General features: G+C 57.9%; 19 protein-coding genes and 1 pseudogene. 1 reads left to right on the forward strand and 19 read right to left on the reverse strand.

The features are described 5' to 3' along the window. Positions 1-107: 107 nt before the first annotated feature. Positions 108-1,157 carry a UDP-3-O-(3-hydroxymyristoyl)glucosamine N-acyltransferase gene (lpxD, locus tag CAI21_RS11120; protein ID WP_116302353.1) on the forward strand — a complete coding sequence of 350 codons (1,050 nt, stop codon included), beginning with the start codon at positions 108-110 and terminating at the stop codon, positions 1,155-1,157. 78 nt (positions 1,158-1,235) lie between these two features. On the opposite strand, the gene CAI21_RS11125 is transcribed toward lpxD, so the two are convergent. The 19 genes and pseudogenes from CAI21_RS11125 to CAI21_RS11215 form a co-directional block, all read right to left on the reverse strand. Then, positions 1,236-1,853 (reverse strand): TetR family transcriptional regulator, encoded by a 618-nt coding sequence (locus tag CAI21_RS11125; RefSeq protein ID WP_116302354.1) that lies wholly within the window; start codon positions 1,851-1,853, stop codon positions 1,236-1,238. Positions 1,854-2,231: 378 nt separating this feature from the next. After that, positions 2,232-4,373, reverse strand: a pseudogene (locus CAI21_RS24840) (TonB-dependent siderophore receptor). A 390-nt stretch (positions 4,374-4,763) separates the two neighbouring features. Next, positions 4,764-5,111, reverse strand: coding sequence for an SPW repeat protein (locus CAI21_RS11140; protein ID WP_116302357.1), 348 nt, complete (start codon positions 5,109-5,111; stop codon positions 4,764-4,766). A 32-nt stretch (positions 5,112-5,143) separates the two neighbouring features. After that, positions 5,144-5,917, reverse strand: a complete 774-nt coding sequence (locus CAI21_RS11145; RefSeq protein ID WP_116302358.1) for a peptidylprolyl isomerase — start codon at positions 5,915-5,917, stop codon at positions 5,144-5,146. Positions 5,918-5,938: 21 nt separating this feature from the next. After that, complete coding sequence (narI, locus tag CAI21_RS11150; RefSeq protein WP_116302359.1) at positions 5,939-6,619, reverse strand: respiratory nitrate reductase subunit gamma; 681 nt, start codon at positions 6,617-6,619, stop codon at positions 5,939-5,941. Between the two features lie 12 nt (positions 6,620-6,631). Further along, complete coding sequence (narJ, locus tag CAI21_RS11155; protein WP_116302360.1) at positions 6,632-7,351, reverse strand: nitrate reductase molybdenum cofactor assembly chaperone; 720 nt, start codon at positions 7,349-7,351, stop codon at positions 6,632-6,634. Positions 7,352-7,362: 11 nt separating this feature from the next. Further along, positions 7,363-8,724: a nitrate reductase subunit beta gene (gene narH, locus CAI21_RS11160; RefSeq protein WP_258868936.1), complete on the reverse strand. Its 1,362-nt coding sequence runs from the start codon at positions 8,722-8,724 to the stop codon at positions 7,363-7,365. Beyond that, a complete protein-coding gene (locus tag CAI21_RS26270; RefSeq protein ID WP_309544949.1) occupies positions 8,715-8,921 on the reverse strand; it encodes a hypothetical protein in 207 nt (68 codons plus the stop codon). Before CAI21_RS26270 ends, narH begins: the two co-directional genes overlap by 10 nt. Beyond that, a complete protein-coding gene (locus tag CAI21_RS11165) occupies positions 8,918-12,700 on the reverse strand; it encodes a nitrate reductase subunit alpha (protein ID WP_116302361.1) in 3,783 nt (1,260 codons plus the stop codon). Before CAI21_RS11165 ends, CAI21_RS26270 begins: the two co-directional genes overlap by 4 nt. 161 nt (positions 12,701-12,861) lie before the next feature. Then, positions 12,862-14,151: a NarK family nitrate/nitrite MFS transporter gene (locus CAI21_RS11170; RefSeq protein WP_309544644.1), complete on the reverse strand. Its 1,290-nt coding sequence runs from the start codon at positions 14,149-14,151 to the stop codon at positions 12,862-12,864. Between the two features lie 186 nt (positions 14,152-14,337). After that, entirely contained in the window at positions 14,338-15,585 is a 1,248-nt protein-coding gene (locus CAI21_RS11175) for an MFS transporter (RefSeq protein ID WP_116302362.1), read from the reverse strand. A 176-nt stretch (positions 15,586-15,761) separates the two neighbouring features. Continuing rightward, entirely contained in the window at positions 15,762-16,175 is a 414-nt protein-coding gene (locus CAI21_RS11180; RefSeq protein ID WP_116302363.1) for a ribonucleotide reductase subunit alpha, read from the reverse strand. Between the two features lie 559 nt (positions 16,176-16,734). After that, complete coding sequence (locus tag CAI21_RS11185) at positions 16,735-17,034, reverse strand: DUF2218 domain-containing protein (protein ID WP_116302364.1); 300 nt, start codon at positions 17,032-17,034, stop codon at positions 16,735-16,737. Between the two features lie 34 nt (positions 17,035-17,068). After that, entirely contained in the window at positions 17,069-17,845 is a 777-nt protein-coding gene (locus tag CAI21_RS11190; protein ID WP_116302365.1) for an ABC transporter ATP-binding protein, read from the reverse strand. After that, the gene (locus tag CAI21_RS11195) at positions 17,842-18,912 is read right to left on the reverse strand and encodes a FecCD family ABC transporter permease (RefSeq protein ID WP_116302366.1); all 1,071 of its coding nucleotides are present in this window, start codon (positions 18,910-18,912) and stop codon (positions 17,842-17,844) included. Before CAI21_RS11195 ends, CAI21_RS11190 begins: the two co-directional genes overlap by 4 nt. Beyond that, on the reverse strand, positions 18,913-20,028 hold the full coding sequence (locus tag CAI21_RS11200) for an ABC transporter substrate-binding protein (protein WP_116302367.1): 1,116 nt from the start codon (positions 20,026-20,028) through the stop codon (positions 18,913-18,915). Positions 20,029-20,157: 129 nt separating this feature from the next. After that, on the reverse strand, positions 20,158-21,366 hold the full coding sequence (locus tag CAI21_RS11205; protein WP_116302368.1) for an MFS transporter: 1,209 nt from the start codon (positions 21,364-21,366) through the stop codon (positions 20,158-20,160). Positions 21,367-21,369: 3 nt separating this feature from the next. After that, a complete protein-coding gene (locus CAI21_RS11210) occupies positions 21,370-22,707 on the reverse strand; it encodes an amidohydrolase family protein (RefSeq protein ID WP_220347995.1) in 1,338 nt (445 codons plus the stop codon). 144 nt (positions 22,708-22,851) lie between these two features. Continuing rightward, positions 22,852-24,132 carry an aminotransferase class III-fold pyridoxal phosphate-dependent enzyme gene (locus tag CAI21_RS11215; protein WP_116302369.1) on the reverse strand — a complete coding sequence of 427 codons (1,281 nt, stop codon included), beginning with the start codon at positions 24,130-24,132 and terminating at the stop codon, positions 22,852-22,854. Between the last annotated feature and the right edge of the window lie 18 nt (positions 24,133-24,150).

A 24,150-nucleotide genomic window follows, 5' to 3' on the forward strand; every position in this document is an offset into this window, starting at 1 on the left:
CAACTGCACCGCTCCAAAGGAAAGGAGCGGTGCAGCCGCTTCCCTGCGCAGATCGACTTCCGAGGGAGAGTCGAATCGCGCTAAGATGTACCGAGGAGGCATACTGCATGAACACGGAAAGTTTTAGTTTAGGAGAACTGGCGGCACTCGTCGGTGCACGCCTGGTTGGCGATTCGGAACGGCGGATACGACGAGTGGCCGCTCTCGATAAGGCCGAGCACGATGCGTTAGCGTTTTGCACCGGCCCTCGCTATCTCGATCAGTTACGAACAACACAAGCTGGAGCGGTTCTCGTTAAGCCCGCTCACGCAGAAGCTTGCCCTACGGCGGCGCTGGTCGTCGATGACCCTTACTATGCCTACGCGCTGTTAGCCAACCATTTGTACCCCCGACAGCCCGCGCCGGGCGGCATTCATCCGTCAGCCGTTATCGCAGACGATGCCGAAGTCGATCCGGAAGCAGCTGTTGGGCCAAACGCGGTGGTCGAGGCAGGCGCGAGAGTAGGGCGTGGCACCATTATCGGCGCTAATGCCTACATCGGTGCCGGGGCGCACATAGGCGAGGACACCTGGTTAGCCGCAGGCGTATACATCGGCGCAGCTTGCGAAATAGGTGCTGGCGTTATTGTCCATTCAGGTGTCGTGATCGGTGCCGATGGCTTTGGTTTCGCGCCTGGGCGAGAAGGCTGGCGTAAAGTGCCGCAGCTAGGCAAAGTCATCGTTGGCAATCGGGTCGATATTGGCGCCAATACGACGATTGATCGCGGCGCTTTAGATGACACCGTCATTGAAGACGGTGTAAAGCTCGACAACCTCGTGCATATTGCTCACAACGTAAGAGTCGGGGAAAACACGGTCATCGCTGGCTGTACTGTTATCGCCGGTAGTACCCGAATCGGCAAGAACTGCATTATCGGCGGAGCATCGGCAATAACCGGGCATGTGGATATTGCCGATGGCGTAACGCTAATGGGCATGACCGGTGTTTCCGGCAATATCCGCGAAGCAGGCGTCTATGCATCGCCGACACCCGCGCAACCGCTGAAAGAATGGCGCAAGAATGTAGTGAGGTTCACGCAGCTGGAAGATATCGTACGCCGGTTGCGTATTGTCGAACGAGGGTTGGCTGAACAACACTCGGCCGAACAGCACTCATAAACAAAGTCGATTCAACTCAGAGGAGGGCCCCTGCGGCTTCAGCCGCGGGGGCCCTTGAATTTTGCACGCCTAAATCACCTAATGACGCCGGATACCGGTGAAATAGTAATCAAGCATTTCTTCGCCGTATCGCGGCATTTCGTATAGCTCCGGATCTCTGAGCCAAAGTATGCTCATTCCCTTCATCAACGACATTAGGGCAACAGTGGCAGCTCTGGGATCAACGCTATCCCGCAACAAGCCTTGTTCTTTCGCCGTTTCGAAATCCTTTGTGAGTTGATCCATCGACTCCGCATCGAGCACTTTCTGCCGCTCAACGCTAGGATTAATCTCGCTGACGTATTCGCAGCGACTCCAGAGTACCGTGTAAATTTCGCGTTGAGTTTTGCTATCGACGAACGTCTTTAGCACGCGTCGGCAAACTTCGTGAATCATTTCTAGCACATTACCTTCGCTGGATTCCCTGATGCTATCGGCCAATTCCGCCATAGGGGCGCGGGCTCGCTCAGCAAGCGCCGTGAACAAATCGTTCTTATCCTTGAAGTGCCAATACACAGCACCACGAGTAACGCCGGCGCGGCGAGCAATCATTTCCAGCGTGGTCCGCGAAACGCCTTTCTCCAGGAATACCTCGATAGCTGCATCGAGAATCGATTCCCGGGTTGCCTCAGCTTCTGCCTTAGTACGTCGCGCCACTATAACCGTCCTCCAACCAAACTTGGTGCCTATTGTAGCGTGTTACGTACAGTCTTTGCATACAAACGAGTATGTATACTTGGGCGCGCATTGCATTTAACATAATATATATTATACGCAGCACGCTAAGTCAGATTAGGACTTGGCTAGCCCGACTCCGCAAGATAAGAGCTCAGCAGTCGTTTATATGGAGATAAGAATAAACAGCGAAAAGCGCCTGCTCGGCGCTATGCCGGGCTTTCTCTTTCTGACTGAAGCGGTTAAACGAGTTGGACGATATGCGCTGAGGGCATCGGCCGCGAAACCGGATTCTCTTGGCGCCTCACAGCGAGCGCTGTTGCGCCAAGAGAAATATTCGGGGGCAGCCTCCTCTATCAGTCAGAATGCGTAGTTCGCGGTCAGGCTGAGGGTGCGCGGAGCGCCAGGGAAAATCATCCTGTCATTGAAACCGCCGACGAAATAACGTTCGTCAGTCAGGTTGCTGATGTTGAGGGCAAGATCAAGCGCACCGAGCTTGTAGTAAGCCGCAAGGTCGAACACGGTATAAGCAGGTAACACGACGCTTTCGTCAAAGGTTTCGCGTTTGCCTACGTAATTAAGGCCACCTCCTAAACCGAGTCCGGTATCGACGAAGTCGTACCGGGTCCAAAGGTGGCCGCTGTACCGAGGGATGTTCGAAGGACGTTTGCCGATATTATCGGGGTCGCTGTCTTCGGTGACCTCAGCATCGATGTAACCCACCCCGACGAGTAGCCTCCAGTTTGGCGTAAGCTCGCCCACTAAATCGATCTCGCCGCCACGGCTGCGAAACTCGCCGATCTGAATCGAACGCTGAGTATCGTTCGGGTCGCGCACACGCTCATTCTTTCTGGTGATTTCGTACACAGCTAGGTTGGCGCTTAGGCGGCCGCCAAACCAGTCGGCCTTGATCCCAACCTCGATCTACTCGCTCTCTAGCGGCTCCCAGGGACCGCCCTGTTCTGGGGTGCCGCCAAGCTGCGGTTCGAAACTCTCGGCATAGCTCGCATACAACGATACCTGTTCGGTAGCCTTGAAGACGGCACCGAGGTCGCCCGTCACCGCCGTGTCGCTGTCCTTATCGGAGCCGAGCCAATCCGCGCTGTGACGGTCGTAACGCACGCCGCCGGCCACAGTCCAGCGCGGGGTCAGCTCGATGCGGTCGCGTAGGTAAATACCGCGGCTTTGGCTGCGGGTCTCCCGCTCGGTCAGTTCGTAGTCATAGTCGGCGGGACGGGCTTGCCGGTAGACGGGGTCGAAGATATCGATGGGCGGTACGTTACCGGTGGTCGACCCGACGACATCTGATCGCACTGTATTACGCGCATCGACACCAACGTTGATCTGGTGCCGAAACCGTCCGCTGTTAAATTCACCGGCGAGATCAGCAACGGCATAGGCCTCTTCGTTTGTGTAGTCGAAGTCGCGGAACTGGCGGCGCATAGTCCTGCCGTCCGCTTCCAGCCCGCTCGGCTCGTGATAGCGATCGCGATAATCGCTATGCGACGCGCGACCGGTCAGAGAAATACGCCAGATCGAGGTTAGGTAATGCTCGAACCCTGCCTGCAGGGCCCAACCCTTATTCTCTTGGAGATCGGTCGGTTCCTGCAGCGACCGATCTATAGGCAAAAGGTCGACATCGCCGCCTGGCGCCGGAATGCCGCGATCACGCTTGCCTTTGTTGCGAACACCGAACAGCTCTGCTTCCAGCGCCAAGGTACTAGCATCGCTGATCAACCAAGTCACGGAAGGAGCCAGCTGCCAGTTGCGCTCTTCAATATTATCGCGAAAGCTTCCGCCATCTTCGCCTGCCATGATCAGGCGATAAAGTACCGGACTATCCTCTCCCAATGGGCCGGTGACATCTAAAACGCCTCGGTATCGGTCGTGTTCGGCGGCGGTCACGGTCACGGAGCGCTGCCGAACCGCAAGCGGTTTTTTGGTGACTAGGTTGACCATGCCGCCCGGGCCGCCTCCCCCATAAAGCAGTGCGGCAGGCCCCTTCAGAACTTCGACACGATCGACGTTTGCGGTTATCGGATTAATGAAACCATCGTAGGGGTTAGCGCGCAGGCCATTGAAGGTGACGTTATCGCGCTGACTGCGAAAGCCGCGGATCTGGAAATCCTGGTTATAAGAAAACTGGCTCGCCCCGCTGACGTTTCGGTAGAGCTCGTCGAAGCGGTAGACATCCTGATCTCGAAGCACCTCGTGATTAACGATGCCTACGCTCCGTGGGATCTCGCGCAGAGACTCATCGGTACGTAGCACTGATTCGGCGTCTCCCACGACATACGTGTCGCCCCGGTCTTCGATGCGAATGGTGCTGAGCCGGAATATGCCGTCGTCGGTTCTTTCGGCGTTCTCCTGTGTCTGCGCAGAGCTCGCTGGCGCAGCTAAGGCAAGCGTGGCCGCAATAGGCAGCGCAGTTAGCAAGTTATGCTTTACTAAAATGCGGGTAAGCGGAAAGTCTGTAATTGCAGTGTCGCGATGAATGGTCACAATGCCCCCATAGACAAACTAGAGCAGTCTCATCCTATATGAAAAGAAAGATGATAATGATTCTCGTTATATTTAACAACGCTTGTCGGGCGGGTATGAGTCTTCTTACTCTAAGTCGCGGATAGTGCAAGCTCGGAAAGTTTGGGCAATATAATGGCCTTTCTTGCCAGCGCGATCATGCCGCAATATGTGTTAGCTTTGCCAAGCCGCCCTGTCTGGTAGAACACGTGAGCTACTGAAACTGCTGACTTTAGCCGTTGGCTACGTCCTGGCGGGTGCAATTACACTTCACGCGGCCGTAAGCTGCCCTCGCCTCTCAAGCAGCGCTACAGAAGGTGTCGCTTATACATCACACCTGCCCGCTTCGCTTGGCTTGCCTGATGCCACCTTTCAAGCCCCGCGTGGGCCCTTGCCGATAGCACGTACACGGGCCGCGCCATCGATCGTCACTACCAGACCACACAACATGGTGTTGGAGGTCGCGAAAACGAGCCCAAAGAAACCGAGAACGAGCGGCGAAATTAGCAACCAAATACCCAACAGGAGCACGATCCATTCCCGCCGAGGCAACGGTCGCACTAAACCCAACAGGGGAATGGCAATCAGCGCTGCTCCAACCACATAGGAGTTCCAGGCCGATACACCGCCGTAACCGTCCTCATACGCCAGTATGTACGGTGCGACAACGAGCCATAGCCCGACTAGGGGGTTCATCCAATCTTGCCAGCGCATTCCCATGCAATCCTCCGTCGATCCTTCGTGACTGCCGCTTACTGCACTAGCGGCGACTCCGCACCCTCGATCTCTATCCCTTCAATCCGCGCGCGACCGGCAAGCACCTGCACATACTGCATTAAACCGCGGCGGTAGACGCTTTCACGCAGATAATCGGCAATGAGCGGTCGCGCCTGCTCGAAGGTGTAGGGCTCGCCGCCCGCCCGCGCTTCGAGATAGACCACGTGATAACCATAGCGTGTCTCGATCGGCCCCGGCGCGATCTCGCCTACCGTTAGTCGCGCAAGTGCCCGCTCGAACTCCGGCACGGTACGACCGGAGGCTATCGTTCCCATCTGCCCTCCCTGCTCCCGCGAAGGGCAATCGGAGTAGCGAGCGGCAAACTCGGCAAATCGGCCAATGTCGCCGTCAAGCTCGCGAATCAGGTCACGCGCCTTACGGTCAGCCGCCTCCCGGGCCAGCGGCTCCTCGGGCACCATCAGCAAAATGTGCGAAACCGTGTGCAACAAAGGCGAGCGCAGCGTGTCGCGGTTTTTCTCGAAATAACGGCGACAGCTGGTTTCGTCCGGCTCCGGCACGTAAACCTCCTGTTCTATGAGCTGGCGGATCAGCGCCTCATCCTCGGGTTCGCCCGGTTCGGGCTCGGGGCGGATGCCTAGACGCGCAGCCTCCTGTAACATGAGTTCGCGGATAACCAGTGCTCGTGCCGCCGCCTCGCGCGCGTCGGCGACCGAAGAGGCTGGGTGGTATTGCGTTTCCAGGTTGATTGCAGCCTCGGTAATAGGTGTGCCGTTCACCGCAACGTGCATTGCGACCTCCCTCAATCTCGGTTATCGGCTTCGGACCACTTGGTAGTTACGGCGTAGGTAAACCCAGGGCCAGCTCCAGATATGCACCAGGCGGCTGAACGGGAACGCCGCAAACATGACGAGCCCTAGCGCGATATGCAACTTATAGGAGGAAGGCACTTCGACTAGATGCATCCACGCCCCGCCCTGAAAAGAGACGATTCCACGCGCCCAGGCAACCAACTCGGTCATTACCAGGCCGTCCATGTGGTGGCGAGAAACATAGATGGTGAACAGTCCAGTGAGCAACTGACCGAATATCAACAACAGAATGAAATTATCCATGGGCGCGCTATTGGCCTGAACGGCCGGCACCGTAAAGCGGCGCCACAGCAATATTACCAACCCGGCCAGGCAGATTACGCCGAAAATCCCACCGGCGACCATTGCGAAGACCTGCTTCGCTGCCGGCGTTACCCCGATTGCGTAAAAAAACGCAGGAGGGGTAAGCAGGCCGAACAGGTGGCCGAAGAACAGTGCCAGGATGCCGATGTGAAAAAGTAGGTTACCGACCCGATAGGTGCGTGTATTGTGCAGCATCTGGCTCGACATGGTGCGCCACGTGTACTGACCACGCTCGTAGCGCAGGATGCTGCCAAGGATGAAAATGGTACCCGCTAGATACGGGCCGACGCCAAAAATGAGCTGGTGAAGGTATTCCATGGCCCTGCTCCTTTAGGTGTTTGACCCCTGCGCCGGGACCTTCCGGCGCATGCCCACGTCCCACTGCACCGGCTGTACGTCCGCTCCGCCCCCCTTGCTGGAGCTTGCCAGCGCCGATTCCTGGGTGAAGCTCACCGCTTCCTCCTCCCAGATCTTGTCCATATTAACGATCGCCTCGTCCGGACCTTCCTCGGCCACTTGGCGGTGCAACTCCGCACGCTCCTCCGCCGAGATGCCAACGAAAGCCTCCAGCGCCTCCAGCAACACCGCGTAACGGCTGTCGCGCTCGCGTAGTCGCGCAGCTACCAAAGTGACGACCGGAATTGCCTCGCCAAGCATTTCGCGCGCCTCCATAACCGAGCGCTCGGCGAGAAATTCGAGCACCAGCGGCAGGTAATCGGGCAGCTCGCGGGCGTCGAGTTCGAAGCCGCAATCCTGGTAGTGAGTCATCAACTGCACCATCGCCGGCCCCCGCTCGCGCGATTCGCCGTGGGTATGCTCAAAGATATGCAGCGAGAGTTTGCGGCCGCGATCGAACAGCTCGACGTAGCGCTCCTGCGCTCTTATCAGATCCAGCGCCATTAGCTCTTCGATAAAGCTCCGCACCTCATGTTGGGCCGCCTCGGGTAACAGCCGCTCCCGTTCAAGTACGGAACGCATCTCCGGCAGCGCCTCATGAATCTCCGCCGTCGGATAACGCAGCAACAGCGAAAGCACCTTGAACGTCAGCATATAGGGCCTCCTTAGGTCCGGTCCCGGGGCGAGCGCTCGACCCGAATCGGGAAGTACTTACGTACCGAGGTAGGTTTACCGCCGAACACGTCCGGGTCGTCGGTTGCGCCGCCGCAGCCTTGACCAAAGGTGAAGCCGCAGCCGCCACGTTCGGTGATAGCGTCGTAGATGTCGGAGGCGTACTCGCGCTGGTTGGTTGGGATAACAAAACGGTCTTCGAAGTCGGCAAGCGCCATGTAGCGGTACATCTCTTCTACTTGTGCCTGGGTGAGCTCCACCCGTTCGAGCACTTCGGTATTGATCCGCCCTTCGACGTGCTTATCGCGCATGTATGCGCGCATGGCGATCATGCGCTTGAGTGCCCTTACGATGGGCTCCTCCTTGCCGGCTGTGAGCATGTTGGCAAGATAACGCATGGGGATACGCAGCGACTCGACATCGGGGAAAATCCCGTTGTTGCCGATTTTGCCGGCATCGGCAGCGGCCTGAATGGGTGAGAGCGGCGGCACGTACCAGACCATCGGCAAGGTTCGGTATTCCGGGTGCAGCGGAAAGGCGACCCGCCACTCTTTAGCCATCTTGTACACCGGCGAGCGCTGCGCGCCCTCGATCCAGTTCTCGGGAATACCCTGGCGCCGCGCTTCGGCGATCACCTCCGGGTCGTAGGGGTCGAGGAAGCAATCCAGCTGCGCTTCGTAGAGATCCTGCTCGTCGGCCACACTGGCAGCTGTCTCGATCCGATCGGCATCGTAGAGCAGGACGCTGAGATAGCGGATGCGACCCACGCAGGTTTCGGAGCAGACGGTCGGATGTCCCACCTCGATGCGCGGATAGCAGAAGATGCACTTCTCCGATTTGCCCGACTTCCAGTTGTAATAGATCTTCTTGTAAGGACAGCCGGTAACGCACATACGCCAGCCGCGACACATTTCTTGGTCGATCAGGACGATACCGTCCTCCTCGCGCTTATAAAGCGCGCCGGAGGGGCACGAGGCGACACAGGAGGGGTTGAGGCAGTGCTCGCACAACCGCGGCAAATACATCATGAAAGTATTTTCGAACTGCCCGTAGATTTCCTTTTGTACCCCCTCGAAGTTGTAATCCTTCGCGCGTTTCTCGAACTCGCCGCCGAGGATCTCCTCCCAGTTCGGGCCCCACTCGACCTTATCGAGCAACTTCCCGTGCAGCAGCGAATAGGGCCGCGCTTGCGGCATAGTCTTACACTCGGGGGCGGACTGTAGGCTTCCATAATCGTAGTCCCAGGGCTCATAGTAATCCTGGATGGAAGGCATATCCGGGTTGGAGAACAGATTGCCGATCACTCGCCACTTGCCTCCCAGACGCGGGCGAATCTTGCCGCTCTCTAATCGCACCCAACCGCCGCGCAGCGCTGCTGGTTCTCCCAGTCCTTGGGGTAGCCGATTCCGGGCTTGGTCTCGACGTTGTTGTACCAGGCGTATTCCATGCCTTCGCGGCTTGTCCAAACGTTTTTACACGTGATCGAACAGGTGTGACAGCCGATGCATTTGTCCAAGTTGAGGACTTTGCCGATCTGTGCGCGAATCCTCATTGCTCGCCCTCCAGTTTCTTCAGGATGTGCTGAGGGGCGCTACCCAGCCAGTCGACCTTGTCCATGCGGCGGACGAGGATAAATTCGTCGCGGTTGGAGCCTACGGTTCCGTAGTAATTAAAACCCCAACTGAGCTGAGCGTAGCCGCCAATCATATGGGTCGGTTTGAGCACGGTACGGGTGACGGAGTTGTGAATGCCGCCACGCCGGCCGGTCATCTCGGACCCGGGTGTATGCACCAGCTTTTCCTGCGCGTGGTACATCATCGCCACCCCTTCCGGAATGCGCTGCGAAACGACCGCGCGAGCAGTGATCGCGCCATTGACGTTGTATGCCTCAATCCAATCGTTGTCCTCGATCTGCGCCCGCTTGGCGTCGGCCTCGCTGATCCAGATAATCGGGCCGCCACGCGAGAGCGTGAGCATGATGAGATTGTCGGTGTAGGTGGAGTGAATCCCCCACTTCTGGTGCGGAGTCAGAAAATTAAGCGTGATTTCAGGATTGCCGTTGGGATGGTGCCCCTTTATCGGTGCGATAGTTTTGGTATCCACCGGCGGTTTATAGACACATAACTCCTCGCCGAAGCCGCGCATCCATGGATGATCCTGGTAGAACTGCTGGCGCCCGCTTAAGGTGCGCCAGGGAATTAGCTCATGAACGTTCGTGTAGCCGGCGTTGTAAGAGACGTGCTCGGATTCGAGCCCGCTCCAGGTCGGCGAGGAAATGATCTTGCGCGGCTGTGCCACCAAGTCGCGGAAGCGGATTTTCTCCTCTTCCTTGGGCAGCGCGAGGTGGGCGTGATCGCGGCCGGTGATCTTCGACAACGCTTTCCAAGCCTTCACCGCCACTTCGCCGTTGGTTTCGGGGGCGAGCATTAGAATCGTCTCGCAAGCATCGATGGGGGTGTCTATCCGCGGCCGCCCATGCCCTACCCCTTCGGTATCGACCGTACGGTTGAGCTGGCCGAGCTTGTGCACCTCCTCCTCGGTGTTCCAGGTAATCCCCTTGCCGCCGTTGCCGAGCTTGTCGAGCAGCGGACCTAGAGAGCTGAACTTACGGAACGTGTTGGGATAGTCGCGCTCGACTACCGCTAGCGTAGGCATGGTCTTGCCGGGAATAGGCTCGCACTCGCCTTTCTTCCACTCCTTTACTTCCAGCGCTTGTGCAAGCTCGGCGGGCGAATCGTGCAGGATCGGCAGCGTGACGATGTCTTTTTCCACGCCCAAGTGACCCACGGCCAACTCGGAGAACTTGCGTGCGACGCCTTTGTAGATATCCCAGTCGGAACGGGATTCCCAGGCGGGATCCACCGCCTTGGAGAGCGGATGGATGAACGGGTGCATATCGGATGTGTTGAGATCGTCCTTTTCGTACCAGGTCGCAGTCGGCAGAACGATATCGGAGTACATACAGGTGGTGGACATCCGAAAATCCAGCGTCACCATCAAATCCAGTTTGCCCTCCACCGGCTTGTCTCGCCAGCGCACCTCCTCGGGCTTAACCGCCGCCTCGTCCTTACCCAGATCGAGCCCGAGTACGCCATGCTGACTTTCCGCACCCATGAAGTATTTAAGAAAGTATTCATGTCCTTTACCCGAGGCGCCCAACAGGTTGGAGCGCCAGATGAACATGTTGCGGGGGTAGTTGTTCGGGCCGTCCGGATCCTCGCTGGCAAACTGTAGACTGCCGTCCTTGAGGCTTTGCACCACATAGTCCTTCGGGTCCATACCCGCGGCCTCGGCCTCGCGACAAATCTCTAACGGGTTGCGCGATAGCTGCGGAGCGCTGGGCAGCCAGCCCATGCGTTCGGCGCGAACGTTATAGTCGAGCAAACTGCCGGGGAAATCCTTGGGGTCCGCCAACGGCGAGAGGATTTCCTGTACCTGTAGCTTTTCGTAGCGCCACTGGTTGGTATGGAGGTAAAAGAACGAAGTCGAGTTCATTTGCCGCGGCGGCCGCGCCCAGTCAAGCGCAAAGGCAAGCGGCAGCCAGCCGGTCTGCGGCCGCAGCTTCTCCTGGCCGACGTAGTGAGCCCAGCCTCCGCCGCTCTGACCGACGCAGCCGCACATCATCAGCATGTTGATGACGCCGCGGTAGTTCATATCCATGTGATACCAGTGATTCATGGACGCGCCGATGATGACCATCGACTTGCCATGGGTCTTATGCGCGTTCTCGGCGAACTGCCGTGCCACCGTAATCACCCGATCTCGCGGCACTCCCGTAATACGCTCCTGCCAAGCCGGCGTGTAGGGAATGTCGTCGTCGAAACTAGCCGCAACGTTAGCTCCGCCGAGGCCGCGATCCAACCCGTAGTTAGCACACTGAAGGTCGAAAACAGTGGCAACGAGTGCTTCCTCGCCGTTGGCAAGCGTAAGCTTACGTACCGGGACGTTACGCTCAAGAATCTCCTCATGGTCAGTATGCAACCAGTGCTGGCTGGCCTGGCGACCGCCGCCGAAGTACGGGAACGCAACTGCAACCACGTCATCGCGACTGTCGATCAACGATAGCTGCAACTTAACCTCGCTACCGTCACGGGCGTCCTTAGATTCGAGGTTCCACTTGCCCACGCCTTGTTGCTCCTCGCCCCAGCGGAAGCCTATGCTGCCCTGAGGCAGCACGATACGCTCGCCACCCTCCTCCACAGCCACCGTCTTCCACTCGGGATTGTTCTTCTGCGCCAGTGCATCGGCGAAGTCGCTTGCCCGCAGATAGCGCCCTGGTATCAGCCGGCCGTTGCGACGCTCCAGTCGGACCAGCATGGGCATATCCGTGTAGCGTCGGACGTAATCGTCGAAGTAGTCGCTGACGCCATCAAGGTGCCACTCGCGCAGAATCACGTGCCCCATCGCCATCGCCAGTGCCGCATCGGTACCCTGTTTGGGGTGCAGCCAGATGTCGGCGAATTTAGTGACTTCGGCATAATCCGGCGTAACCACCACCGTCTTGGTGCCGCGATAGCGCACCTCAGTCATAAAGTGCGCGTCGGGCGTGCGGGTTTGTGGGACGTTCGAGCCCCACATCATGATGTAGGTGGAGTTGTACCAGTCGGCCGCCTCGGGCACGTCGGTCTGTTCTCCCCAAACCTGGGGCGAACTTGGCGGCAGATCGCAGTACCAGTCGTAGAAGCTCAGGCAGGTGCCGCCGAGCAGGGAAAGATATCGCGTTCCGGCGGCATAGGAGATCATCGACATCGCCGGAATCGGCGAAAAACCGGCGACACGGTCGGGGCCGTATTTTTTCACCGTGTAGACGTTGGCGGCGGCGATTAACTCGTTCGCCTCCTCCCAGTCGGCACGGACAAAGCCCCCCATACCGCGTTTGCTCTTGTACTCCTTCGCTTGGGCCGGGTCCTCGACGATGGCGCCCCACGCGGCGACCGGATCTTTGTGCTTTGCCTTAGCCTTACGCCAGAGGTCCAGTAGCCGCCCTCGAATCATCGGGTACTTCACCCGGTTGGCACTGTAAAGGTACCAAGAGTAGCTGGCGCCGCGCGGGCAGCCGCGCGGCTCGTGGTTGGGCATATCCGGCCGCGTCCGCGGGTAGTCGGTTTGTTGTACTTCCCAAGTGACCAGACCGTTCTTGACGTAAATCTTCCAGCTACACGAACCCGTGCAGTTCACGCCGTGGGTCGAGCGCACGACTTTATCGTGCTGCCAGCGCTGCCGATAGGCGTCCTCCCAGCGGCGATCGTCAGTGGTCAGCACGCCGTGATCGCCCGCAAACGCGGTCTGCTCCCGCTTAAAGTAGGTTAGACGCTTGAGAATCTGACTCATGTCGCTCCCCTTTTGGCTGGTCTGTCTCGGCGCGGCGCGCCGTTGCTGCGCGGCTTAACAGGGCGCCTCTGCGTTGCGCCGAGCGTAGTACCACCACGTCAAGGCGATGCAGGAGGCGTAAAAGGCAATAAAAACCCACAGCGCACCGGCTGGTGCTCCCGTTAAGCTGATGGAAATGCCGTAGCTGCTGGGAATAAAAAACCACCGTAGGCCCCTATGGCCGAGGTAAAACCAAGCACCGCGGCAGCTTCTCGGTTAGCATCCGCCAAGGCCTGTCGTTCGGCCTCCGGTCCGCGACCGGCCGCCGCTTTCTGGTGTTGATTAACGAAAATCACCGGGATCATGCGGAACGTCGAACCGTTACCGACCCCCGTTGTGACGAAAAGCAGCATGAACATCGCGAAGAAGCCCCAAAAACTCCCCGCCCCGCTTTCGCTGGGCAGGAAGAAGATCACGCCGGCGGCGGCCAACGCCATCACCAGAAAATTCCATAGCGTCACCTGTGCACCGCCGCTCTTGTCAGCGAGCCAACCGCCGAGGGGGCGAACGAGCGCTCCGACCAACGGGCCGAGAAATGCATAGGCAGTGGGATCGACAGCGTCAAACTGGCTGTCGATGAGCAGCGGGAAGCCTGCGGAGTAACCGATGAAAGAGCCGAACGTGCCGATGTAAAGCCAGCACATCAGCCAATTATGTTTGCGTCGGAAGATCACCGCCTGGTCGCGGAAAGAGGCGCGAGCATTGGCGATGTCATTCATGCCGAACCAAGCGAGCAAAGTGCAGAGGATAAGAAACGGTACCCAAACGAATCCGGCATTCTGCAACCAAAGCGGCCGCTGAGGATCGCCGTCGACATACAGCGGGGCGCCGCCCAACATGCCGAACACGCCGGCAGTGATTACCAACGGCACCACGAACTGCACCGTAGAGACACCGAGGTTGCCCAAGCCCGCGTTCAATCCCAGCGCGGTCCCTTTCTCACGCTTGGGATAGAAAAACGAGATATTGCTCATGCTCGAAGCGAAATTGCCGCCGCCCAGGCCGCACAGGATCGCCAGTACAACCATAACCCAGTAGGGAGTTTCCGGATGCTGGGTGGCGAAGCCGATGCCAAGCGCTGGGATGAGCAGCGAGGCAGTGGAAATCGCCGTCCAACGGCGCCCGCCAAAGATCGGCACCATAAAGGAATAGAAAATGCGCAGGGTCGCCCCGGATAGGGCCGGCAGCGAGGCTAGCCAAAATAATTGATTTGTGGTGTAGGGGAAACCGACGGCAGGCAGCGTAACGACCACCACGCTCCACACCATCCACACCGCGAAAGCAAGCAGCAGACACGGAATAGAAATCCACAAATTGCGTCGGGCAATCGTGCTCCCACCGCTTTCCCATTGACTAGAATCCTCCGGATTCCAGTCAATTAGTACTTGACCGCCTCGAGCACGTGTATCCATGCGAACAACCTTTCTTGATTCTTTTCCGGGGGCCCTACCCATGCGTGGGTTGTCATCACAAACATGGGGAGGTGGCATAGCCATAACAAGAGCCTGTTGTATCAATAGCTCAGGTGGCGGATGTTCTCCTACTCTAGTCAGCGTAGGAGAACATCCGCCACCGGGCAAGGTGCGGTTACCTCCAGGTTATTTCTCGTGTTCGGGTTGGAGTACGTCGGCACGGCGTACTTCGGTGAAATACATCCAGACCAAAGAGACCGTTGTCACTCCATACAACAGCATAAAGATCGACGAGTTGATTCCGCTGAAATCGACCAAGGCGCCGAACATAATCGGCAATAGAAAACCGCCCAAACCGCCGACGAGGCCGACAATACCCGACACCACGCCGATATTGGCGGGAAACTCGTTGGCGATGTATTTAAACACCGAGGCTTTGCCAAACCCCCAGGCGATACCGACGACAAACAGTAGCGCAGTGAATACCCAGGTGTTTAAGCCTAGGGCAAACGAGATGGTGCCACCATTGGCAGTCTGCACGGTAAACTCGCTCTGCGGGTAGGACAGGATAAACAGGCATATCCACGAGACCCACATGACCCACCACGTCACGGAATGAGCGCCGTAGCGATCGGACAGCCAACCGCCGAGTGCGCGAATCACGCCCGATGGCAGCACAAAGATAGTCGCGATCAATGCTGCCGTTTGAATGCCAAAGCCATATTCGCTGATGTAGTACTGGGTTATCCACAAGCTAAGCCCGACGTAGCCGCCGAACACGATCGAGTAGTACTGACAATAGCGCCAGACCCGCGGGTCTTTAAGCACCGTGAGCTGCTCGCGGACCGTCACGTTCGTACTGACCAAATGGCTCCGATCGGTATAGGTAAAGAGCCAGAATAGGATGGCCATCGCCAGCATGGCGACTGCGTATACTTGCGGCACGACCTGCCAGCCGTACGCCACGAGCAACGAAGGGGCAATGAACTTAGTGAGCGCCGCACCGCCATTGCCCGCACCGAAGATGCCCATAGCAAGACCCTGACGCTCCTTTGGGAACCAGCGGGCCGTGTAGGCAATACCCACCGAAAACGCCCCGCCGGCCGCGCCGACGAACAGACCCAGCACGAGGAATTGCCAGTATTGGGTGGCTACTGAAATCAGCCAGATTGGGATCACCGTGGATAGCAGTAGAACCACGAGAACGATGCGGCCACCAAAACGGTCGGTGAGCATACCCAGCGGAAGGCGTACCAGGGAGCCAGTGAGAACCGGAGTCGCGGTGAGCAAACCGAACTGGGTCTGGGATAGTCCAAGCTCGGTCCGTATAGGAATCCCGATGATAGAGAACATTACCCACACAGCGAAGCATAGGGTAAAGGCAGCGGTGCTCGCCGTCAGTACCGAGATCTGCTTAAATTGCTGGCTAGCCACAGAGTCCCTCCTGTTTCATCTGTAGATCATAACTATTGTCGAGAAGAAGAAATGCCATGGCTATAAGCCTTGTGGTCGTATGAGATAGCGCGGCGTCGTCCCAACACTACCCGAGTGCCGCCGTACCGGCAGCCGTCCCCTAGTTCGGGCGCAAGAAGCCGCTGTGAATCCCCGTATTACCGTAACGAAATAGCCAGCAGATCGCCGCCGCGATCAAAGGCCAAATAACGAGAAATATCGCCGCCGCTTTGAATGGTATTAATCATCACCTCCAGGCTGGCATCGACCGTTTCGCTCGAAGGCGGCTTATCGCCCGCCCCCGCTAGGGCGGCAACGAATACCATTTTCCACTCTGGGTTGCGGCTGTCGGCCTCCTTACATAAGGCTTGGAAGCTGGATAAGTCTTCAGGCCGCTTGTCGACGCTCATGAGCGGCTGTAACGCACCGCCGCGGCCGGCTTCAAAGCGCCTTACCTCCTCCGGATCCGGATCTTTGGGTAACACCGGCTTTGCAAAAACAAACAGCAGCCGTTGTGGCTCGGGTTGTTGTCGAGCGACCTTCAAAAGATCCTCAAAGCCTTCTATCTCCATTCAAAGCCTCCTACATTACAGAAGAAAAAAACGGCAGACGATGGTTTAGTTCCGAATGTATTGTATAGACTGGCGAGCATAATAAAAATCAAGCCGCCGGGCGGCACGCTTCACCTTGCACGAGTAGCCGGTATTAAATAGCCATTACCCTTGATAAAGAAAGCCTTCAAACACGATATCCGAATGCAGCAGCAAGCTGTGGCAGCACGTTACACCGGTTTTTTATTAGCATATTCGCACTAATATAAGGAAAAATTCCCACTTTAATCCTTGCAAAAGCCGAGTTTTGAATCGAAATCTGCAGATTGTAAAAATTGATTTATATCAAAAACAAACGCTGAAACGACGGGCGGCTCCCAAGTCTTTTGTCTCGGCTCGGGCGGTCGCTACAGTGCTCGCGGAGTTGGGACGGGAGCGGCTGCTCTTCAGTGACGGCAGCCAAATCGTTTGGTTTAATCTTACCGGTGGAAGCATATGGTACGGCACCCTCCGCCCCAGGTCGGATTGGGCACCGCCCTTACACGTCAATCGACAGTGTTCAGTAAGGCGAAAAGAGGGGCTATTGAGCGCTCGCGAAAGCCGGGGCCCAATGGACAGGCAAGGGGTTGCGACGGGATAACATGCCGACATGGATGGTCAGGACCTGCTGTAATTCCTTCATTCCGGCTTCGTCGGCACTTTCGCAATCGAAGGTCAGCAGACCTTCCTCGGCCTTAAAGCGACAGCTACCCCATGGAAACAGCGCCAGCCCGGAATGCTCGTCGTACTGCACAGAGATCTTCCGGCTGAAATGCTTGCACAAGCGCATTAAGTGATTGCTTGCCTTCGGCGTTTCCACGCGTCCTTCGCTACGTACCATAAAACACTCCTTCTCGAATCGTCCGCGCTTAAATTTAGAGTGCGCGGTCTACCACAACCAGCGGGTGGCCATGAGAACAATGCTCCAAACGCCCTTCGACGCCGTATACCTGTTCTAATAGATCGCTTTGGAAGTTCGCCGGTGTGCCGGAAGCCAATACTTTCCCCTGATCCAGTACTAACACCCGGTCGCAGAACCTCAGGGCGAGGTTTAAGTCGTGAATGGCAATTAAGGCGATCGCTCCCCGCGCTCTAGCCAGTTGACGCACTGCTTCTAAAACGCATACCTGCCAACGCAGGTCGAGCGCACTCGTCGGCTCGTCCAATAGCAACATACGCGGTTGGCGGGCGATCACCTGCGCCAACCCAACCATCTGCCGCTGACCGCCGGACAGCTGGTCCATGCGCCGCAACGCGAGGGGACGAAGCTCCAACAAGTCCAACGTGGATTCGGCATTGTGTTCCGCTTCCTGCACCGTTAGCTCAGGACAGCCCGCCCGCAGGGCACTCAGCAGCGACTCATAGGCGGTCAACGAGCACGCCTGGGGCAAGGTTTGCGGCAAGTAACCGGCTCGTCGCAAGCGTTGTGCGGGCGTGAGGCGCTGTAGGGCGTCTCCATCGAGCCACACCTCGCCGCGGGCGGGGGCTAAGCCGACAATCGCCTTTAACAGCGTCGACTTACCTGCCGCATTAGGTCCGACCAGCGCCACCAAGGAATGACTAGGGATGGTTTCGATACTGACATCCAGTAAGACCTTGCGCCCCCGATAACCGGCACTTAGGCCATTCACAGCAAAGCCGGACTGAGTCATACCCTCCTCCCGCGCCCAAGGATAAGCAACATAAATAAAGGAACGCCGACCAGGGCGGTCACGATGCCGATGGGAATAATCACACCGGGAATGATGACTTTGCTGGCGATCGAGGCTAACGACAACATAATGGCGCCGGCCAACGCACTGCCAAGCAAATAAAAGCGATGGTCCTCTCCCAAAGCTAAGCGCGCGATATGCGGCCCTACCAGGCCGACGAAGCCGATCACGCCAACAAAGGCGACGGCGGTTGCCGCCAGGAGACTGACTCGCAAGAGGACAACCAGCCGAAGCTTTGCGACCGACAGGCCGAAACTTAGCGCTTGATCCTCACCGCTGCGCAAGGCAGTCATCGCCCAAACGCTACGAGCCGATAACACCATACAGAAGGTAAAGACGACCGCCACAATGGCGATATTCTCCCAGGTAGCACGGCTTAAGCTCCCCATGCTCCAGAACACGATCTGCTGAAGCGTGTCGGTATCGGCAAGGAAGTGGACTAACCACACCAAGGCTTCGAAGGTAAACAATAAGGCGATACCGAACAGAATCACGGTTTCGACCCCGGCGCCCTGGCTGTGCGCCAGGGCGAGGATCAATAGCGTCGCCAACACCGCAAAGCCAAAGGCCATCATCGGTACGGCATACATCTGCCCTAAGCCGAACAAGCTAAGATCGAGCAGAATGGCCAGCGATGCTCCCAGCGTGGCCGCGGCCGAGATACCTAAAGTGAACGGACTCGCAAGCGGATTATTGAGGACGGTTTGCATCTCCGCGCCGGCCAACCCCAAGGACGCCCCAACCAGAACGGCCATCAAGGCATAAGGCAGCCGAACATCGTAAAGAATGACGGCCTGGCCGGCGGATAGGCTGGATGGATCCCACAGTCCTCTAACCAACTCTGTAATCGGGAACACGGACGGGCCCGTTGCGATATCGAACAACAGCGAAATCAGCAACACGAGCGCCATGACCGTCAGCGCTATTCTTCGATAGCGGACGAAATGTCGATAGTCGTCCGCGAGCCGGGGCTTCGTTTGCGGCAAGGACTCGATACGAGCATTCATTTACAGACTAATCCAATAGGTTCCGTCAAGCGGCACGGGTTGGAATCGCGCGAAGATTTCCTCGTGAGTCGCTCTTGGATCTAGATCTGGAAACAAACCGGGATATAGCCACTGGGCGAAAACCTGAACGGCTACAACATTAAAAGGCGAGTCATAGAAAGTGTGCCAAATGGCGTGCGCACGTTCTGCTCTGACAGATTCAAGCTGGGCGATTCCCCGCCGCTGCATTGCCCGATCGAGCGATGCGTACGCGCGTTCCGAATCCACCCCGGCCCCCAACGCAATATAAGGCGTTCTCGGCCCGTCTGCGTTCGTGCCAATAGCCGTGGCGATATAAACATCCGGTTGCTCGCTAAGAAGGAACTCGAGACTAACGACGCCATGGGTTCCAGGAATTAAGCCTTGGGCCAGATTCCGACCGCCCAGCCTGTCGACGAACTGCCCTAGCATGCCATTGACCATCGTTTCGCAACACCCCTCGGCGAAGCCCACTCGACTTTCGATAAAGACCGTCGGCGAGCGCGGTTGGCGGGCTTCGATAACGTCTAAAACCCGCGCCATTTCGCTTCGATAAAAATCCAGGTATTCCTCGGCCTCTTGAGTGCGCCCCAAGACTTTCCCCATCACCTCGATGCTGCGAGGGGTGTTGGCTAGTGGATCTTTGCGGAAATCGACGAAAACGACAGTAATGCCCGCCCGCTCAAGGCGCGCGACGGTGGCCCGATCCTCCACCGTCGGACCATGCCCTATAAGGCCAAGGAAGGCGATATCGGGCTGCGCCGCAATCGCTTGTTCAACGCTGAAACTCGCCGCCGAGGTATGCCCTACCCGGGTAACTTCCGCTAGATGAGGAAACCGTTCTTGGTACTGCGCATAGGTTACCGGATCTAGCTCTCGGAATTGGCCAAGCATGGCTGCTACCCGCGCCAACGGGTCGGGGCGCTCTAGTATGGCTAGCGCATGGATGAAGCGATCTTCGCCGAGGAGTATGCGTTCGACCTTATCCGGTACCGTCACCTCGCGTCCGGCCAAATCGGTTATAACCGTCTCGCCCGCATGGGCATACGTTCCCCAAAGAATGAGAAAAAACAACAGCAGACGGCATGTCGCATTCATGCAAATAACCCCTCGTTTGGAAGCGCTCGATAGCCATTCAAATGAGAATGGTTATTATTAGCATAATTTAACTTGATGTTCTAGATCTTGCTCGCGCAATTACTTTGCTTAGTCATCGCAAGCCTTTGCTCAAACCCCAACTTCCGCACTTCGCGCGCGCTGGCGAACGACCAGTCGGCCTATGAGCAGAGCGCCCCCCGACAGCAACAGAGCGCAACCGAGCCAGGCGCTTCCCGCACCAAACCCGTAACGGTGAAACAGAGGCAGCGTTAACGGCGCAGCGAGAAACTGACCGATGAAGAAACAGGCGGTTATGCCTCCGATGACTCGCCCCCGCTGCTCCGCCTGGGCAACCGACAACAGCCACACCATAGTGTTCGGCCGTACCAGCCCAAAGCCGAGCCCTGACAACAAAAGCGCCATGCTTGCCCATAGAAGCGACTCGGCCCAGGCCAATACGAGCAAACCGCAGGCCAGGACAAAGAAACCCAAGGCATGAAATACGGCATGGGACAGCTCGCGTTTCAGCACGGAGTAATTGGCTGCCACGGTAGCCGTGACTAACATCATCGCACCCGTGGCCAAACCGATTTCGGTCGCACTCGCCTCCCCGATAGCGCGCGCCTGAAAGGGAAAATGCAGCAGAATCGCGTATAGCAACAGCATCTCGCCCAAGCCCAAGACATAGCACAGGATAACCAACCCCCGCTTCTCAGCGTTTCCGGCCGGTGCTTGTTTAAGTGGCGTTGGCAAAGCCTCCCGGCTCGACGGTTCCGTAACGGTAAGCAGTACGACGGGCAATAACGGGAAGGCTAGGCAGAACAGCAAAAACGGCCACGTCCAGTGGATGTCGGCCAGCACGCCGCCCAGCGCGAGAAACACGACACCGCCGTAACCGCCGAACGCCGCTTGCAGGCCCATCATCCGGTTTCGCGCCGCGCCGGAGTAATAGCTGCTGAGCAACGCCGTGCAGCTGACCATGACCCCGGCAACGGCAGCCCCCAGTAAGAGCCTCGAGGCAATGAGCACCTGCCAGGAGTCCGACCAGAAATAACCGATACAACCGCTAAGACCGCAGATTAAAAGCGAGACGGCGAGCACCCGTTTTTTCGACCGCCTGTCGAGCACATAGCCGATCAGAGGCGAGCTTAGCGCAATTGCCAAGCCGGTAATGGTAAGCATCTGCGGCACGAACCACACCGCCCAAGGATCGTCGTCAAAAGCAGCGACGATATCCGGCATAGCGGGCGCTATCGCCGCGCCGGCCATGATCGTTAACGTGCTGGCGATAAGTAAGGCTAGGTTGCGGCCTCGGCTGGCAGCGGTAACGGCGCGCATAGGCTATGCTCCGATTCGTTGCCGGGCGGAAGCGGCGGCAACCGCGTAGTCGCGGAACAAGGCCTCTTCGTCAAAGGCGACACAATGCCCAGCCGCAACCACAACCCGCCCTGCCACGATAACCGTATGCACGTCCTTGCTACCGCCGGCGACGAGGAAGGTACGCAAAGGGTGATTGCCGATTCTATAGCGCCAATCGTCGATATCGACGAGCACCAGGTCGGCCTGTTTTCCAGGCTCTATCGAGCCGATTTTATGTTCCCAACCCAAGGCTTTGGCGGCATAGCGGGTTCCCGTCAGCAAGGCGCGCGTCGGCGGGCAAACCGTGTTGTCGTTAAGCGCTTCGTTGTGGCAAAGGTGGGCCGCGCGCATAGCCTCGGGCATGCCGCCGGTGTAGGTGATATCGCCGTCGGTGCTGGACGATATCGGGTAACCGTCTCGCAGCAGGCGACCGATCAGCTTCGTTTCGCTGATGGTTGCCTCGCCCAACATGCCGTAATGGGCCGGCGAGTGACAGATGTTAACCCCGGTGTCCAGGAGGCGCTGCAACTCTCTATCGGAGACATAGGCGGTGTGCACGGCGAGTAAGCGCGGCGTCAGTAAGCCCAAGGCGTCCAAGCGCTCGATCGCTGTCATGCCGAATACGGCCCGCAGCGCGTCCGCCTCGTGCTTAAGCGGCGCCAAGTGGGTTGCGTAAGGACACTGGTAAGACTTGCACAGATCGCGCAACGCGATCAGCAGCTCGTCGGAGCTACCGAACGCGCCAGTCACCGACGGCATGCCGCCGATAAGTCCCGACGGGTGATTGTCCCATTTCTCCAGGAGCCGCTCCCAGTCGGCCGCTTGCGCAGCGGGGTCAGCGACTCTGTCAAAGCATGTGGCGCCGTTGCGGATGTATATATCCGAACCCCACCGGCTCACTCTCAGCCGCATACCGAGGTCGATGGCGGCTTCGGCCATCGCATCGGGGTGGTTGGACGAGCCGAGGTCGCCTAGCGCCGTCGTGCCCGAACGTAATTGGGTCCATAGGCTCCAACGAGCGATGGCGCGGCCCTCCTCCGCCGTTAGGCGATCGCCCACCGTGGCGATAAAACCGAACATGGAGCCCAGAGCCTCGATATTGCCGCCACGGGCATAAGGCGTCGGCTGGAGATCGGAATCGTCCGGCTGCTCGAAGTTTGGCGCCACAAAGCTCTCGTGCCAATGCGGATTTACAAAGCCCGGCAGGACTAATTTACCGTCGGCGTTAAGCGTTCGGTCATAAGCGGGCTCCGGGCTATCGGCATGGCCAACGGCTTCGATGACATCGCCGCGCAGCAAGATCCAACTGCGAGGGAGCACCTGATTGTCGCGGCCGCCGTATAGAGATAACCGCCGCGAATCAACACACGCTCCGCGTTGCTACAGGAGGTTCGCAGTCGGCTAGTCGGCAAACCGATGTGGGACGCTGCCGGGGTATCGCACAACTCTGTCATGATGTCCCTTTCAAGCAACCTGCGCCACGATAACGCCGTCGGCAATCATTGTTTGCAACGACTCGACGACGGCATTTACGGTAAAATCGATCTGCGGTTCGGTATGCACACCGGAAATAAAGTTAACGTCTCGCCGCAGCAGCACCCCGCGCCGAGCCATTTGCGCCACGAATTCAATGGCATAGGCGGCATGTTCGGCGGGGTCGCGAGAAAATAGGAACATGGGAATGGGGTCGTAGCCGACAACCCGTAGCGGAGCGCCAAGCCTCTCCGCAGCGGTGTTCACGCCCTCTTTAAGACGTTGGCCGAGTTTGGCAAGACGGTCGATGTAGTCGCTCTCGGCATAGGTTTGCAGCACCGCTCGACACACCTCTAAGGAAAGCAGCTCGCCGCCGAAGGTGGTCGATACCTGGAGCCGTTCCATTTCCTGCATAAGCTCGCGCCGTCCCGCAACCGCAGACAGCGGCATGCCCGCCGCAATGCCTTTGGAGAGCGTGACCAAATCGGCGTCGACCTTGAAGAACTCCTGGGCGCCGCCGAGCGCTAACCGAAAACCTGTGACGACCTCGTCGATAACGAACAAAACCCCCTGCTGCCGACAGGCCAAGCGCAATTGCTGGATAAAGCGCCGACTTAGAACCCGGTTATAAGGTACTGATAATAAAACGGCTGCCAGCTCGGAGCCCTTTTGCTCGACAAGATCGAGCAAGGGCTGCTCGTCGTCCGGGCTGAACAGGGGCATGCGGTAGGTGTAATCTTTCAGGCCCGCCGGTACGCCCGGCGTGTCGAACATGTATTGATCGTGCCAGCCGTTATAACCCACCGTCACTATCTTCTCCCGCTCGGTAATGCTGCGCGCAAGGCGTATCGCGGCACTGTTAGCGTCGGCTCCGGTTTTGAAGAAGCGGACCATTTCCGCACCTGGGATAAGGCCTACTAAGCACTTCGCAGCCTGTACCTCGACAGGCGCCGGCAGGCTGTGTAGCAGACCGTTACCGAGGTGTTGATTAAGCGCGTCTATTACGACCGGATGGTTGTGTCCCAGGGTGTTGGCGCCTAAACCGCAGATGTAGTCAATGAACTGATTACCGTCGACGTCGGTGACCAGGGCACCGGAACCGCTGGCTAAATAGATGGGAAAGCGACCGGGGGCAAAATGCTCCGGTTTTTTCATCATCGACTGAGTGAACCCCGCCACGTATTGCCGCGCCTCGGCGGCCAGTGTCTCCGAGCGGGTAAAGACCAAATCGGAACCAGGTTTAGGTAACTGCGCTAGCGCGTTGCTATCCATATAGTTAATTTCCTTTAT

It is taken from the genome of Alkalilimnicola ehrlichii, assembly GCF_003399765.1.
GTDB lineage: Bacteria > Pseudomonadota > Gammaproteobacteria > Nitrococcales > AK92 > AK92.

Coding starts and splice junctions, on each gene's coding strand:
- lpxD (WP_116302353.1), top strand. CDS start 108: ATGAACACGGAAAGTTTTAGTTTAGGAGAACTGGCGGCACTCGTCGGT.
- CAI21_RS11140 (WP_116302357.1), bottom strand. CDS start 5,111: ATGGGAATGCGCTGGCAAGATTGGATGAACCCCCTAGTCGGGCTATGG.
- CAI21_RS11145 (WP_116302358.1), bottom strand. CDS start 5,917: ATGCACGTTGCGGTGAACGGCACACCTATTACCGAGGCTGCAATCAAC.
- narI (WP_116302359.1), bottom strand. CDS start 6,619: ATGGAATACCTTCACCAGCTCATTTTTGGCGTCGGCCCGTATCTAGCG.
- narJ (WP_116302360.1), bottom strand. CDS start 7,351: ATGCTGACGTTCAAGGTGCTTTCGCTGTTGCTGCGTTATCCGACGGCG.
- CAI21_RS26270 (WP_309544949.1), bottom strand. CDS start 8,921: ATGAGGATTCGCGCACAGATCGGCAAAGTCCTCAACTTGGACAAATGC.
- CAI21_RS11165 (WP_116302361.1), bottom strand. CDS start 12,700: ATGAGTCAGATTCTCAAGCGTCTAACCTACTTTAAGCGGGAGCAGACC.
- CAI21_RS11170 (WP_309544644.1), bottom strand. CDS start 14,151: ATGGATACACGTGCTCGAGGCGGTCAAGTACTAATTGACTGGAATCCG.
- CAI21_RS11180 (WP_116302363.1), bottom strand. CDS start 16,175: ATGGAGATAGAAGGCTTTGAGGATCTTTTGAAGGTCGCTCGACAACAA.
- CAI21_RS11185 (WP_116302364.1), bottom strand. CDS start 17,034: ATGGTACGTAGCGAAGGACGCGTGGAAACGCCGAAGGCAAGCAATCAC.
- CAI21_RS11190 (WP_116302365.1), bottom strand. CDS start 17,845: ATGACTCAGTCCGGCTTTGCTGTGAATGGCCTAAGTGCCGGTTATCGG.
- CAI21_RS11195 (WP_116302366.1), bottom strand. CDS start 18,912: ATGAATGCTCGTATCGAGTCCTTGCCGCAAACGAAGCCCCGGCTCGCG.
- CAI21_RS11200 (WP_116302367.1), bottom strand. CDS start 20,028: ATGAATGCGACATGCCGTCTGCTGTTGTTTTTTCTCATTCTTTGGGGA.
- CAI21_RS11205 (WP_116302368.1), bottom strand. CDS start 21,366: ATGCGCGCCGTTACCGCTGCCAGCCGAGGCCGCAACCTAGCCTTACTT.
- CAI21_RS11215 (WP_116302369.1), bottom strand. CDS start 24,132: ATGGATAGCAACGCGCTAGCGCAGTTACCTAAACCTGGTTCCGATTTG.